Below are 16433 nucleotides of genomic sequence, written 5' to 3' on the forward strand. Positions count from 1 at the left end.
CTTTTGGGACGCACTGCGTCCCGCAACAAAATCGGACTATGTCTATCCAATCTATTTATTTACACAGCGCATTACAAAGGCTGGAAATACACCGGCAACTGGGTCTTAAAACCATTGAAAGACTCAACACCGAACAACTGCAATGGCAGCCTGAAGGACAACCTAACAGCATTGCCCACATCATCAAGCACCTGCATGGCAACATGTTATCACGCTGGACCGACTTTCTCACCACTGATGGTGAAAAGCCCAACCGGCAGCGGGACCTTGAGTTTGAAAACAGTGACCAATCAGCGGAAGAACTGCTGCAGTTATGGAACACAGGTTGGGATTGTATGATGAATGCCATCCGCAGCCTGCAGGAAACAGACCTCGACAGAACCGTTTTTATCCGTAATGAACCACATATCGTGATAGATGCCATTAACCGGCAACTGGCGCATGTACCATATCATGTCGGACAAATCGTGTACATTGGTAAAATGATCCTGAAAGATCAGTGGGAGAGCTTATCCATCCCCAGGGGAGGATCTGAAGCCTATAACAAAGCAAAAACAGGGAACAAATAATTCATGAAAATACGTATCGCCGTTACCGTTATTACTACCCTATTGGCATTTTCTGCCTGTAAGGGTAAAAAAGTCAACGAACTGCTGATGAACAAAAAGTGGCGGGTATATGATGTGAAAATACCGCCGGAATCACCTATCAGCAATACCCAGTATATACAGGCCGAAGATCTGAAAAAAGGCTACTATCGCGACGCCTATTACCAGTTCCTCGACAATAATGTTTTTGTAGCTACTATCGCCAACAAATCAGATACAGGTAAATACTTTATTCTTAGCAATGGCGCCATGATTTCTGTAACAGCAAAAAATGGCGACCGTAAAGTAGAAAATCTCGTTACCATTACCAAACTGACGGAAGACTATTTCGACATGCAGGTAACTTCCACTGATTTCCAGTTTATCTTATGCACTAAAAAAGAGTAAACCGCCTATGTTGTCAACAGACCATACTCCGGGCAGAACAGTAGTACAGGGAGGCCGTACCTGTCTTTTCTTTTCCGGTTTCGCTTACCTCGGCCTGCATCAGTTACCGGCATTCAAAACGTTGCTGGTACAGGGCATAGAGCAGTATGGTACGGTATTCCCTTCTTCCAGGGCAGGCAACTTACGTTTATCGATATACGAAGAAATAGAACATGCATTGTGTAGCCTGTTGCACCAACAGGCAGCTACCGTGTTCTCCTCCGGTTACCTGGCTTCACAGGCTGCAGTGCAGTATGGCGCCAGTCGCGGCGAGTTGTTATATGCTCCCGGCACGCATCCGTCGCTCTGGTACCAAACACCAGCGCTACCCTCTTTAAGCCGGGAAGACTGGATCATGCAAACCATCGAACAAATAAACTCCCATCCCGACAATCATTTCGTGATTGTTACAGATACTGTAAATCCGCTCACCAGTACCATTCATTCGTTTCATTGGCTGGAAGCCATACAACGCAAAGTGCTGGTGATCGCAGATGATTCTCATGGTATTGGCATACTGGGTCCCGTTGGAGAAGGCAGTATTCATTTTTTACCGGTATTCCCGCAGGTGCGCTACCTGCTCAGCGCCTCGCTGGCCAAGGCTTTTAGCGTACAAGGCGGCGTAGTAGCAGGGCATGCGGCAGATATCATGGCTTTAAAAAAACAGCCTTTGCATGTAGGTAGTACGCCCATGATGCCCGCCAATGCTTACGCCTGGCTGCAGGCAGGAGAGCTGGTACAAAAAATGCGCAGGTCGCTGCAGCAAAACATTGCTTATCTGCTGCACCTGACGGCAGGGTCGGCGGTGCATAATCCGCATGGGTTACCTATGTTTATTTTACCTGAAGGAGATGCACTTGTTCGTTATCTATTGGAGCGTGATGTGATAATTTCGAGTTTCCCTTATCCGCAGCCGCATAGCCCGGTGGTGAACAGGGCGGTGGTGTCAGCGTTGCATTTGCAGGAGGATATGGTGACGTTGCATAGGTTTATGAAAGAATATGGCGCTATGTAGCAAACTTCACCAGTTTATGAATCACGCACAATTCCGCTTTCAATTTTCCTCCTATTTACAGAAACTTCCTTCCTGTAAGTTGTCAAGATGGGGCAAATCAAAAATCACTGATAACAGAACGATTGATAATACGCCCCTCCATCATAAAGCATATCAATTGCAATGCAGAAAAGCAGTAAGCTGCAGTCTCATGAGTTTCTATTTCAAATTAGCGTAGATAAATCTACAAATATCGATAATAATGAATAATCCGTAATACGATACATACAAGAAGAAAGGCAGAATTAGCAACAAAGGTATATTAACAATTATCTTACCTTTGGCAATCCATGAGCGTAGGTAGTACCTACCAACTATAAGAGATAAAATGATTCCTATTATCGAAAGTGGAAGTATAACCAACCAGTTAATCAATCCATTAATAGGACTTCTCTCATGAAGTAAATGAAAGTCGGCAACAAGTATATCCTTAGTAACAACGATAATAAAACAAAAAAAAGAAAATAATGCTTTGTGATATAAATTCTTTTCATTCATGAACCTATTATTTCTTTATCCAACTTTTCCATATTAATGATTGATCATCCTCAAATTTAATAAATCCATTCGTTCCATCACTGGGAAATGGTCCTGGCGAACTATTAGAATTTCCGCCCTCTTTAGCAATCCAATACACATCGTCAGCAAAATCAAATTTTCCGTGTCCAAGCCCTCCCGCAATTATATCTCCGCTAAATATTCCGCCTATTGTATTTCCCTCATTGAGCGCACGGTACAATTGCTTCAGTTCTCCAATACCAAAGACACATAACACAACCGTAGTATTTTACTTCCTCATACCATCAAATGCTGGTAGTCTCCGTCAATAAAACAATGGTATATAGTTCCTCCATTTACAATTATATAATTTCTTACACATAGCTGTAAGAAGGAGAAAAGCCGCTTCATATTAGTATGAAACGGCTTTTCCCAAGTTTTTTTAGACAAAAATTATTTACTCGTTTTCGTCGTCTTCTGCATTCTGATCTCCACCAAATAAGTTCCTGCTTTCATCAAACGGAATGAGATGATAGGATTCACACTGCCTATCTTAGGCGTCAGACTCTTATCTACTGATAAGAAAGTGGAAGGGAGGCGATAATACATCAGGTAGTTCCATTGAGTTCCATTAGCGTAGTATCTGCTAAGCGGGAAAGGCGCTATCTCAAAATTACAGATCATGGCGGTATCCGTATACTCAATTGGATGGAACCGTGCATAATTCTCAAAAATAGGACGATCACCACGTTTAATAATCTCTCCCTTCTTTGGATTAAATGCATTACCATCCTTGTCTGCTAATTTCAGGATAACAGAATTACCACTTTCGCTTACGCGTGTGATGGTCATACTAGGTTTGGGCATGGGCACGGTTTTAGAACCGTCGTCCGGGAACAAATTACAACCAGTGGACGTATCAGTCAACAATGGTCCATCAACGGTGAACATTTTACCAATGTTCTTGTACACTTTTGATCCGGTAACGTTAGATACTTCCACATCATACTCATAATTCACATCCACGGGTAAACTATCAGTAGCGCCATTAAATACAAATTGACCGCTTGATAGAAATGTAAATGGTGGCATTACTTTTTTCTCACGCTTTTTATTCACCTGCTCAATCGTAGTATCTACAGCAGGATCAACTGCTGCATTATATACCCACACGGGATATTGCTTAAAAAATTCATCCGCGTGTTTTTTGGTATCTGCCCTGCGGACATCCAACAGTTTTACACTCATTGGGCGGGTACTACCATCTGGCAAAATAGCAGCAGTTTTCTGGAAAGGGATACCACGTTCTACTTTAATTGGTGAATCTGGTACATACAACTCGTCACTCAAAAAACCCTCATCTATTTTCTTACATCCTATCACCAGCACACCCAGTAATGCCGCTGATCCCAGCAATTTTTTCAAATTATATTTGTCAAACATACTTTTAAGTTTTTTGATGATAATTATTTCCAGTAAAACACGTGACGGTTTTCCAGTACATGCAATACACCTGTTTTCGTGATGATACCAGTGGTTTGCAACACACTGATCTTATCCTTGTCATCATCCGGGTATTTTTCCGGCAGCGGATCCGGATCAAGACCATTGATAATTTTTGCCACACTCATATAGCGTACCCCTGCAGATAAAATATCAGAAAAATCGGTAGACTTCACGAGCCTGAAGTAAAACGGCTCGCCTACCTTGTTTTTATATTGCGTAATATCCAGGGAAAGATCTGCTCTTACAATAGGCCCATCAAAAACATATGCCAGCAATGAATCTCTTAATTCCGGCGCTTTCAGGCTATCCAGCGTGTACTTAACATTTTCATCATTGGTTTCCTTTTGTAACTTGGTTGTCCGTATAGCCAATAATGCCTTAATCGCATAATCGGTTGGCGCAACAAAGGTGACATTACTGTTGATGGTTTCTTTTAACCCTGCTTTATCAATCAGTAATATGAGCGTATCAAAAAGCGGATTCTTTTTCAAATAATCGTAAGTAGTCAGATCCGTATGATCATTAGTGGGACTACCACCAATGAAATGGTTATCTTTTTTGCAGGCGGTGAACAGGAGCGCCATCAGCACTATCGCCCATCCTGCAGACTTACCCCATATTGTCATTTTTTTCATGTCGATGCTTTTAAAAGATGTCAAAATGTTAATTCACTTTACCCAACCAGAAATCATTTTGAGTAATGACGCTGTTATTAAGAAACAGGGCGCGTCCTACCGGCCATTTCCAACCACCGGCATCATAGCGGCTTTTGGGAAAACTTCCTCCTGCATTCATATTCTGGTCTGTCAGGAAGCCTGTACGAACCAGGTCATACCAACGTTGTCCTTCTGCATATAATTCCCGGGAGCGTTCGCGGAATACTTCTTTTTTAATATCATCAATATCATCTGGTGTTAATGCGGTAGCATGTGCACGGTCTCTTACTTTGTTAATATCCTGCAGTGCAGCTGCTTCGTTTCCAAGATCCGCATATGCTTCCGCACGCAGCAGCAGCAAATCGGCATAACGCATAATAATGATATTGGCATCTACAGCAGGATCGGTAAAGTTGCCCGGATTTTTGTAGTTAATATTCTCTCCATTAGGTCCTGCAAATTTGCAAATCACCACATTGTATTGGTTATCTGCATTAAGACTGGAAAAGTAGTATTTAGGGCGAACATCGGCAGTATCTCCATCATATAATTCACTGATCAGATCAATGTTAGGTGCATCTGATTTATTGAGCTTATCGTGGATAAATGGTGTTTTTAGCATAAAATAGTAGAAGCCTTTCCCTATTTGCTGTTCACCATTTCCTACCTGCATATTGATTTCAAATACCCCTTCTGTTGACTTCCCATGGAAAATTTTTGAATATTCCGCAGCCGGTGGCAAATCATATTGTCCACTGTTCGAAACAGAATCTATTGCAGCAATAGCATTCGTTAAATCTGACGCTACCTGGCCCTTATTCAGAAAATTCCTCCACATATATGCATGTGCCAGTAACCCCAGTGCAGCGCCCTTATTTGCTCTTACGGCCCTTTCACTACCCGACTGGTAAGCCATTGGCAATAAACGAACAGCATTGCGCAAGTCAGCAATAACGGTATCCAATACAGCCTTTTCATTCACTCTTGGCAGGTTCACCGCATGTGCAGGATCCTCATCATATTTGGTTACCAATGGCACATCTCCCCATATACGCACCATATAGAAGTATGCAAAAGCACGGATAAAATAGGCTTCCCCCAGAAAACGATTACGGGTACGGGTGGCGTTATCTGTGAACTGCGCATCAGGGATATTAGGAATGTGATGCAACATAATATTCGCCTGGGTCACTATTTTATAGTAAGGCGACCAGTTGTGATAGGGATCCAGGTAAGAACCTATAAAATCTGCTGTATTAAAACCATCACCACCTTTTACCAGTGCCCGTACATCATATAAATTGAAGTCGGTAAACTCGAATGCCGGTATAGAACCGTAGGCAAAATGCGACAGATTTTGATCCCAATCTGTATTCGTCGTTAACGCCTTGCGTATTAAGGCATATCCACCAGCCACACCTTGTTCCGCATCACGCTGATTTTGCCAGAAAACCGTGTTATATGGTGAGTTAATGGGATCCTGATTCAATAATTTCTTACAGGATACAAATGGCGATAATGCCAATCCTGTTACCATTACTGCACATATATTTTTAAGAAAATTCATAACAGCTACTTTTAAAAATTAAAAACCAACATTTAGGCCCAGGGTAAACTTGCGTGGTATAGGATAACCACCACCAGTATAAGTACCTTTTTCATTCACTGCTTCCGCATCTGGCACGCTGGATTTCTGGAACATCTTCACATTATCAATCACGCCATATATCTGAAGTTTACTCAGCTTGCTGCGTTCCAAAAATTTAGGCATAAAATTGTAAGACAGGTTCAGATACTTGATACGCAGGTAAGACCCATTCTCTACGAAAGCGGATGAAAAAGGCAGGAATTGATAATAGTAGTGTTGATTATAAGGGATGACTTCTGCATACTTACTGTTATCACCTTCTTTACGCCAGCTGTCAATACCATTGGGATCAATAGCGGCAATTTTGGCGTATTCATTCGTTAAGCCCACCAGGCGATCGGACATAAATTTGTTATAAATATCACGTTTCAAGGTAAAGGTCATGTATATCTGCGCAGTCCACGGACCATAAGAAAATGCGTTGGTAAAGCCGCCGGTACAACCTGGATTGGGATTACCACTGCGTACTTTATCATTCCAATCCCACACGTCATAATCACCATTCTGATCTACCCAAATAAAATCGCCTGGTTGTACAGTGTGATTACCGTTCCAATAAGTCAGCTTTTCACCGGTGTAAGGATTAAAGGGGATATCCTTTGCATTGGCATATACTCCCTTACTCTCTATCATGTAAAATTCATTAATTGGTCTTCCTTTGGTCAGAATATAGGTCATGCCGGTAGCATCCTCTGTCACCACCAGGTCGCGGTTACCGTTTGGCAACTTGGCAATCTGGTTCCTGATAAAGGATAAAATCAAAGTGGTATTCCATTGGAATTTACTTTGCGGCGGCATAATACGTCCCTGGATAGTAAACTCCACCCCTGTGTTACGGATATCCACTGCGTTTGTATTTACCTTATTGTATCCGGCAGTAGAAGGTAATAACAGGTCAAATAATTTCTTGGAAGTACCGCGGTTAAACGCATCCACCACGATATTTAAACGGCTATTAAAGAAACTTGCATCAACACCAATATTCGATTGTATCGCCTGCTCCCAGGTTAAGCCTTTTTGTGCCACCCCATCAGAGAAGTTCGGCGTTACCGCATTTACGCCATTATAAGTACCTCCGGTAGATCCACCGTAGGTTCCCTGGTTAATGCTGTAAGTGTTAAATGGCATATAGTAGCCATTAGGTAAACTACCTGTTACACCATAGCTTCCACGAATCTTCAGGAAGTCCATCCATTTCTTTGTTGGCGCCATGAATGGCTCTTCCGAAATATTCCAACCAGCGGACATGGATGGGAAATATCCCCATCTGCTGTCTGCACCAAAGCGGGAAGAAGCATCCGCACGATAAGCCAACGATAACAGGTATTTCTCCTTATAATCATAGTTGATACGGGAGAAGAAAGACAACATACCCGCCGACTGATAATCAGATCCGGAAACGAGCCCACCGTAAATATCTCTGTATAACAGGTAATTCAGGTTATATCCCTGCACCACTTTTACGTTGTCATTACCCAGCGATCCACTACCAATACCTGTATATTCATTTCTTACATTGTTAATGGTATTACCTAACAACGCATTAAAGTGATGATCTCTGTTAATAATATTCGTATTGTAGTTTAATGTATTATCCAGGTTCACATTTTCATAACGTGATTTACTACTCTGTGCAAAAGATAATCCGGCAGTATTCAATTCTCCCGGACGGAATATATCACGTGTATTTACACTGGATTGAATGGATCCTACTGAGGAAAAACGGAGTTTCGGATTAAAGTCGTAGTTCAGTGTAAGACTGGCAGTAATATCATCATTCAGATTCTTATCACGGCCGGAAGTAAAATCGCCGGTGAAGTTTTTACGGTCTATGTCCGACAGGTTAAAGAGAGAAGATGCGTATTGTCCGCTAAATAATGGAATAATATCTTCACCGGGAAACACGCCTCTACCACGGGATCTGTCGCCACGGCTTAAGCGGAACAGCGAAGACACATTTAACTTCGGTGTTAACTTCACACCCATAGCACCAGATACGGTATAACGTTTAAAACCCGTTCCCCTGATCGTTCCTTCTTCATTATAGTAGTTACCACTTACACGATAGTTAATGGTTTCAGAAGCACCAGCCACAGACAAATCATAGTTTTGAATCAAGGCATTCTGATAAAACATATCCTGCCAATCAACTGCACCATTAAATGCAGGATTCAAGCTATCAGTTAACAGCTTTGGTAATGTACCATTGAGTATCTGGTCATCTGTCAGGTACTTTTTCAGATAGTCCAGTTTAAACCATCTCTCTTCTGCGCCACCATATACGGTTTCAAACTTTGGCTTCTGAATTAAACCGGCGTAGGTAGAAAAGTTAATCTGTGGTTTACCTTGTTTACCACGTTTGGTTTTCACGATCACTACCCCGTTTGCACCACGGGAGCCGTAGATAGCAGCCGCAGATGCATCTTTCAGGATGTCGATCGATTCAATATCATTAGGGTTGATACCCGCAATGTAGTTGGTTCCGGTATTATCGAATGCTGCCGCATCATCCATGGAGATGGGAATATCATCGATTACAAATAACGGAGAACTTAAAGTACGTGCTGCATTGGCGCTACGGTTGATAGACGTATTTCCCCTTACTACAAAGGAACCACGCACGCCTGGTTCACCGGTAAAGTTCTGTACGTTCAAACCCGCTGCACGTCCTTGCAATAACGCATCAAAACTGGGAGAAGGTAAGTTCTCAATTTCTTTACCCTTCACGCTGGAAACGGCTGCCGTTACGGTTTTACGCTTTACTTCCTGGTACCCGATTACAACTACATCTTTCAAACTTTTAGCATCGGGTTTCAGGCTGATACGAAAAGTTGTTTTACCCGCTATTTCTATGGTTTGTGTTTCAAACCCGATAAATGAAGCAGACAATTTATTGGAATTACCTTTTAAGATCAGGGTAAACTTTCCATCCGGGGCGGTAGCCACGCCATTGTTAGTACCTACCTCTTTTACAGACACACCGGGCAATGCGCCTCCTTTGTCATCCGTTACGGTTCCCGAAATTTTCCGCTCCTGGGCCCACACCTGCAGGCATAGGAATCCCATGAGCGCTAATAGTAGCAACTTTTTGTGCATAGATTCTGGTTTAATAAATTACGCTGGAATTATCAGATCGGCTAACGCTAATGCTAATGATACCTGGTGACGTTCACTGTTGAATTAATAACAATTGCTTTTTGGACTTTGATTAATTAAAATTTGTATTGAAAAATGCTGATTGAATAGATAAGCAAAAAATGATAAGCAAAAGTTGATGTGCTTTTTGATACGCTCTGATTAGATTTAAAATGAATGAATAAATTATACTTTGGTTGATCTTACTTGTTTCGACTGTATACTACATGTTCACTATGACGATACTGCTCACTTACTTCATTGTTCTGAACGGAAATTATAAATGTTAAAGTTTTCCCAATAACGGGCCGACAACAACTGACAAATACATGACAATTATTTTTACATGATAAATTACAGTACAGCTTGCTGTAAATATATGATAATTAATACACAAGGAAAATAAAGTTATCTTCTAGTATTTTTATAAATCAAAATAATATCATTAAATAACAAATTAGTATTATTATTTTTTAAATCGGTCGACAATTCCATGATATTAACTTTTTATGTTATAAATAATTCTTTACTCCCTGCCGTACTCACTGTTACCTATATACGAAAATAATAGCCCCAAGCTTCCCTCACCATTATTAATTCCTAATGATACCTCTGTAATATGGCCCTGATTGACAACTATTAATTATTTTTGCCGGATAAACTTTGCAGCCTGAAAAAAGTACGGAAAATATTATCTGTCGTGTTACTATGTTTGTTAGGCCTCGTCATTCTCATTGGAATACTGGTAAACATACCTGTAGTACAGAACTTCCTCGTGGGAGAGGTCACCAGCCGCCTGTCTGCACAACTGAAAACAAAAGTACAGATAGACCGTGTCAGCTTCCGCCTGTTCAATAGCATGCAACTGGAAGGCGCACTCATAGAGGATCAGCACCAGGACACCCTCCTGTACGCCGGCAAATTACAGGTACGCATTACCGACTGGTTCTTTTTCCAGGATAAACCCGTCATCAAATATATTGGCCTCGAAAATGCACAGGTCAACCTGCTAAGGTCCCGCAAAGACTCCATCTGGAATTATCATTTTATCGAAGCTGCCTTCGGCTCATCTACCCCGGATACCAGTCATACGCCCTCCCCTGGCCTTTCCCTGGACCTCAAAAAAATTGATCTTAAAAACATTCAGCTAAACCAGGTCGACGCCTGGGTAGGTGAAGATATGCGGGCCTCCGCCAAACGCATCTACCTGGATGCCAAAAACCTGGACCTGCAAAAACATAATATCGATATACAGGAACTCACCCTCACAGATCCTAACTTCATCATCAGCAGTTATGCGTCCTCCCCCCTGCGGCATAAAAGACATCATGCCCCGGAACCCGCCGTTCCTGATACCAGCCACCAGTTACGGTGGAATGGCGCTAACTGGCGACTTATCGTAAAAGAAATTAATATAAAAAACGGCATCTTCGGGGTAGATAACCCTGACGACACCACGAAAATAGAACCCGGCTATTTTGCCCCCCATCATATTCGCTTTAATGATATTAACCTGTCACTCACTAATACCAGCCTGGTGAAAGACAGTATCATCGGGGATCTCACCCTCTCCACCAAAGAACGCAGCGGCTTCGAAGTGAAAAAACTCAGTAGCCGGTTTAAAATGTCACCCGTGGAAATGGAGTTCTCCCAGCTGGACCTGGAAACAAACCGTAGCCACATCGGCGACTATTACACCATGCAATACAGTGACATCAACGATATGAGCAATTATATTGACGATGTATTTATGCAGGCCCATTTTAAAAACTGTAAACTCTCCTCCGACGATATTGCATTTTTTGCTCCGCCCCTTTCCACCTGGAAAAAAGAGATTATCCTCAACGGAAAGGCCCGTGGGCCTGTCAGTAACCTGAAAGCATCCGAAATTGAACTGGAAGCCGGCAACACCACCCGCATGAAAGGAAGCTTTGAAATGCGCGGCCTGCCCGATATCAATGAAACCTTCATCGACTTCCACACAGAAGAACTGGTCACCACCGGGAAAGATGTGATGCAAATCATGCCGATCGTAAAAGATATTGTCAATACCGTTCGCATCGATCGCCTCTCCTCAATCCGCTTCAAGGGTAGCTATACCGGGTTTATCAACGACTTCGTGGCCTATGGCCAGTTTCAGACCAACCTGGGTAACCTTAACTCGGATCTGAACTTCAAAACCAGCCGTGATGTACCCGTATACTCCGGAAGCCTCACCGCCAGCAAATTTGATATCGGTAGTCTTTTTGATAACACCAACCTCTCCACTATTTCCCTGGATGCTAAAGTGGATGGGGCCGGGTTCAATTTCAAAACACTGAAAGCCAGCGTTGACGCCAATGTGCAAGAGATTTCCCTCTTCGGATATCATTATCAGAACATCAAAACCAAAGGGGAAATGAGCCGTAAATTCTTTAACGGCTCCCTCACCGCCAATGATCCTAACCTGGATATGGACTTTGCCGGTACCATCGACTTCAACGAGGCCCTGCCCGTATTCAATTTCAATGCAGATGTACGCAAGAGCGACCTGAAAGCATTACATATCACCGAAGATTCCGTTACCCTGCAGGCCAAAGTAGACCTGAACTTCGCCGGTAGCAATATCGACAACTTCAATGGTATCGCCCGGATGTATGAAGTATCTGTTTTCAAAGATAAACGCCGCCTGGAGTTTGACTCTCTCAATGTGTCGTCTCATATGGTGGATAATCAAAAGCTCCTGGAATTTGCAGGCAGCGAAATCGCTGGCTTCGTAAAAGGACAATACAGCTTCCTCCAACTGCCAGACGCGTTTCACCTGTTGCTATATAAATATTATCCCAGCTATTTCAGTCCTCCCCAGCATATTATCGACAACCAGGACTTTACCTTTGCCTTTAACCTGGGAGAAGTAGACAAATTGCTGAAAGGCTTTACCCAACAGTTCTCCGGCTTCAACGACAGTAAAGTAACAGGCGCACTCAGCACTATGAATGGCGGCAACCTGGCACTTAATATTAATATACCGGAAGCAGGCTACCAGCAATATCATGTACAGGATTTACAGGTAAAGGGAGATGGGAACTTCAACAAAGTCAATATCAGCACCAGTATTGGCAAGGTGCTGTCAGGCAAAAATGTGGTCCTCGAAAATCCGCTGATACTGGCCAGCTCCAGCCATGATACCTCTTTCGTAAAAGTAGACCTGGCCGCGGAAGACACTTCTTCCCTCGACGGCTTCTATGCCCGGATCATTACGGTGCCGGAAGGGGTAAAGATTAATTTCCTGAACAGCGCCTTCACTGTCAATGAAAGGCAATGGAATGTAACACCGGGCAATGAAATTTACTGGAGCAAACATTTTCTCACCGTAAAAAATCTACGCGTTACCCGCAACGACCAGAGCATTACCATTGAAACCAATGAGTACAATCCGGACGAATCGAAATTTATTGTTACGCTCAAAAACCTGAACCTCGCCGACGTGATCCCGGCACAACTTATCACTACCCGTATAGAAGGTGTTACCGATGGTACCATCAACATTGCCGATCCCACCCAAAACCTGGATATCAACACTGCACTCAGAACCAGGGAGCTGCGTATCGATAATGACTCCATCGGCATCGTAAATGTAGACGGTAGTTATCACCACAAAACAGGGGTCGCTACCTTTAATATCCAGTCAGACAATGAAGGCAAAGCATTCCTCGCCCAGGGAAAAGTAGGTTTGCTGGCCGCCAACCGGGACATAGATGCCAACATCAAACTCAATGGCACCTCCATTAGCCTGTTGAATAAATACCTGGCGGGCTATGTATCGCAGTTGACAGGTACCGTAGCGGGTACATTGAATATCAGCGGCACCACCGCCCTGCCTTCTGTAAAAGGCACGCTCACGCTGGATACCATAGGCGTAACCGTAGATTACCTGGGTACCCACTACCGGATTCCGAAACTCAACGTGAATGTGGACGATAACCTGATTGAATTCGGCAACTTCGTGCTGGTAGATAAAAACAATACCGTCGGCAAAGCCAGCGGCTACATCAGTCATGATCACTTCGACAAACTCAATTTCGATTTTGATGTGACCGGCCGCGGATTTGTGTTCCTGAACACCAGCTCTAAGGATAACGACCTGTTTTATGGAGATGTAATTGCAGATGGAAAAGTATATTTCTCCGGCCCGCTGAATGATATGCAAATGCATATCCTCGCCCGCCCCATCAAAGGCACCCATTTCTACCTCCCTATGTCCGACAGTAAGGATATAGGCAAATATGACTATATCACCTTCAAAACTTACGGAACAGAAATAGCAGAAAAGAAAAAGAAGAAAGATAATACCAAACTCACCGTAAAACTGGACATCGCCGCCAACCCCGATGCGCAGATAGATGTGATCCTGGACGCCACTACCGGCGATATTATTTCCGCCAATGGTACCGGTAACCTCCAGGTCACCGTTAACACCGAAGGCGACTTCACCATGTTTGGTAACTACGAGATCAACAACGGGTCTTATAATTTCACTTTCCAGCGCCTTACCAGTTGGAAGTTTGACATAGAGAAAAACAGTACCATCACCTGGAATGGCGATCCGTCCGAGGCAAGGGTAAACATTATGGCCAAATACTCCCTGCCGAAAGTAAGCCTGTACAACCTCGTAGGGCAAGGTACCAACCCGGACAAGGACAAGCTGGCTACCCGTACCGAAAAGGTAGATGTGGAAATTAACCTGCGTGGAGCCCTGATGAAACCGGATATTACCTATTCCATCGAATTGCCGGAAGTAGGCAGCCTGGCTTATGAAAGCGGTGTGGCGGCTCACCTGAAAGAAATTAATAACGACCAGAATAAAGCCTTATTCCAGGTATGGGGACTGCTGTTCTCCAACCAGTTCCTGCCGGATGATGCTTCTTCTACCGCAGCTGCTAATGTAGGTATTACCGGTAAGAACAGTGTGGGGCAAGCACTTTCCGCACAGGCGCAGGCTATTTTAAATAACATCACCGGGGCCCTGCTCAAAGGCAGTGGCATTGGTGTAAACGTTAACTACCGGGCGTATAACGTGGGGGGACCTTTGGATAATTCTTCGGTAGATCGTAACCAGGTGAGCGCCGGTATTACCAGCAACCTGTTTAATAACCGCTTCCGCTTATATGCCGGTGGTGATTACGACTGGGGTAAAACGGCGACTTCTGCCAATACCAACCGGTTTGCGGGCGACTTCCGTATTGAATACCTGCTTACTCCCGATGGCCGCTTCCGTATCAATGCGTTCAGCAAAACGGATTACGATGTATATAACCTCAACAACCGTACGAAGTCTGGTGTGGGTATTTCCTATATCAGGGAGTACAACCGTTTCAGTGAATTATTTGGCGGCAACCGCCGTTCCCGCACCCCGTTGATGGATTCGCTCCGCAAAGTAGCGGCGTTGAAGCAGGAGCAGGAAGACAGGGAGAAAGTAAAAGCAGATAGCGTTCCTAATAAATAGCATGGGCTGTAAACAGCAAAGGAGCAAAGCCGGTTTGTTCAGGCATTACTCCTTTGTGTGGTTTAAATGATATTGCAGTGTCTTTCGAACCCGCAACCTTTTACGCGTTCCCCAATGAAATCGTCACAATTAATCTTTCAGGATTTCGTGTCCTAATTTATCTCTTTTTGTTTTCAGGTAAGTTTCATTGTGTGGGTTTGGATGAATTTCGATGGGCACATTTTCCACTACTTCCAAACCATAACCGCTTAATCCGGCGCGTTTACGCGGATTGTTAGTGATCAGGCGCAGTTTGCTGATGCCAAGCTGACGGAGTATTTGTGCACCTACGCCATAATCGCGTTCGTCCATTTTAAAGCCCAGTTCCAGGTTGGCTTCTACGGTATCAAGCCCTTCTTCCTGCAGCTTATAAGCTTTCAGTTTGTTCATCAGGCCAATACCTCTTCCTTCCTGGTTCATATATAATATAAGGCCTTTCCCTTCTCTTTCTACCATTTGCATAGCCGCATGCAGTTGTTCACCACAATCGCAACGCAGGGAATGGAGGATATCTCCGGTTACACAGGAAGAGTGTACCCGCACCAGTACTGGTTCATCTTTTTTCCAGTCGCCTTTCTTCAATGCCATGTGGATTTCACCGGAATTGATTTGTTTGAAGGCAATAAGTTCAAAGTTGCCGTATTTGGTGGGCATTTGCACTTTCACGCCTTCTTCTATCAGTGTTTCGGTGCTGAGGAGGTAGGCGATCAGGTCTTTTATGGAGATGAGTTTCAGGTCAAATTTGTCGGCTATTTCGCGCAATTGCGGTAAGCGGGCCATGGAACCATCTTCATTCATGATTTCCACCAGTACACCGGCAGGCTCAAATCCGGCCAGTCGCGCCAGGTCTATAGTGGCTTCTGTGTGGCCGGAGCGGCGTAACACGCCACCGGTTTTGGCTTTCAGCGGAAATATATGGCCGGGTTTGCCGAGATGTTCCGGTTTGGTATTGGGATCAATCAGGGCCTGGATGGTTTTGGCTCTGTCATGTGCAGAAATACCGGTAGTACAACCATGTCCGAGCAGGTCAACGGATACGGTGAACGGCGTTTGATGCAGGGCGGTATTGTCACGTACCATCAGCTCCAGTCCCAGTTCGTCGCAACGTTCTTCTACTAAGGGAGCGCATATCAGCCCACGGCCGTGGGTACTCATAAAGTTGATAATCTCAGGTGTTACATTGCGCGCTGCTGTTATAAAGTCACCTTCGTTTTCACGGTCCTCGTCATCTACTACGATCACCAGTTTACCGTTTTTTATATCTTCTATTGCTGCTTCTATTTTATCTAACATATTAAATTCCCTCCGGGTCAGTAATGTTGAATTGCGCAAAGTTACGACATATACATGTGAAAAAATGAGGGAAGGAGTTCGGGTT

Annotated in this window: 10 protein-coding genes; 4 read left to right on the forward strand and 6 right to left on the reverse strand. The window is 43.7% G+C overall.

Annotation, left to right across the window (positions count from 1 at the left end; all coding sequences use genetic code 11):
* Positions 1–38 precede the first annotated feature (38 nt).
* Genes J7623_RS25460 through J7623_RS25470 form a run of 3 tightly spaced genes read left to right on the forward strand, consistent with a single transcriptional unit; the run spans position 39 to position 2049 of the window.
* Complete coding sequence (locus tag J7623_RS25460; protein ID WP_291925973.1) at positions 39–569, forward strand: DUF1572 family protein; 531 nt, start codon at positions 39–41, stop codon at positions 567–569.
* A 3-nt stretch (positions 570–572) separates the two neighbouring features.
* Entirely contained in the window at positions 573–995 is a 423-nt protein-coding gene (locus J7623_RS25465; RefSeq protein WP_291925976.1) for a hypothetical protein, read from the forward strand.
* A 7-nt stretch (positions 996–1002) separates the two neighbouring features.
* Entirely contained in the window at positions 1003–2049 is a 1047-nt protein-coding gene (locus J7623_RS25470; RefSeq protein ID WP_291925979.1) for a hypothetical protein, read from the forward strand.
* Between the two features lie 544 nt (positions 2050–2593).
* Here the strand turns inward: J7623_RS25470 and J7623_RS25475 are convergent.
* The 5 genes from J7623_RS25475 to J7623_RS25495 form a co-directional block, all read right to left on the reverse strand.
* On the reverse strand, positions 2594–2863 hold the full coding sequence (locus J7623_RS25475) for a hypothetical protein (RefSeq protein WP_291925982.1): 270 nt from the start codon (positions 2861–2863) through the stop codon (positions 2594–2596).
* A gap of 176 nt (positions 2864–3039) precedes the next feature.
* Positions 3040–4029, reverse strand: coding sequence for a DUF5007 domain-containing protein (locus J7623_RS25480; RefSeq protein ID WP_291925984.1), 990 nt, complete (start codon positions 4027–4029; stop codon positions 3040–3042).
* A gap of 23 nt (positions 4030–4052) precedes the next feature.
* Positions 4053–4727, reverse strand: coding sequence for a fasciclin domain-containing protein (locus tag J7623_RS25485; RefSeq protein ID WP_291925987.1), 675 nt, complete (start codon positions 4725–4727; stop codon positions 4053–4055).
* 28 nt (positions 4728–4755) lie between these two features.
* Positions 4756–6315 (reverse strand): RagB/SusD family nutrient uptake outer membrane protein, encoded by a 1560-nt coding sequence (locus tag J7623_RS25490; protein WP_291925990.1) that lies wholly within the window; start codon positions 6313–6315, stop codon positions 4756–4758.
* An 18-nt stretch (positions 6316–6333) separates the two neighbouring features.
* Positions 6334–9492 carry a SusC/RagA family TonB-linked outer membrane protein gene (locus J7623_RS25495; RefSeq protein WP_291925995.1) on the reverse strand — a complete coding sequence of 1053 codons (3159 nt, stop codon included), beginning with the start codon at positions 9490–9492 and terminating at the stop codon, positions 6334–6336.
* A 739-nt stretch (positions 9493–10231) separates the two neighbouring features.
* Between J7623_RS25495 and J7623_RS25500 the strand changes: the two genes are divergently transcribed.
* On the forward strand, positions 10232–15016 hold the full coding sequence (locus J7623_RS25500; RefSeq protein WP_291925998.1) for a translocation/assembly module TamB domain-containing protein: 4785 nt from the start codon (positions 10232–10234) through the stop codon (positions 15014–15016).
* Between the two features lie 129 nt (positions 15017–15145).
* Here J7623_RS25500 and J7623_RS25505 read toward each other — a convergent pair whose 3' ends face one another.
* A complete protein-coding gene (locus J7623_RS25505; protein ID WP_291926002.1) occupies positions 15146–16348 on the reverse strand; it encodes a bifunctional 3,4-dihydroxy-2-butanone-4-phosphate synthase/GTP cyclohydrolase II in 1203 nt (400 codons plus the stop codon).
* Positions 16349–16433: the final 85 nt, after the last annotated feature.

This window comes from Chitinophaga sp. (assembly GCF_017745275.1).
Taxonomy (GTDB): Bacteria; Bacteroidota; Bacteroidia; order Chitinophagales; family Chitinophagaceae; genus Chitinophaga.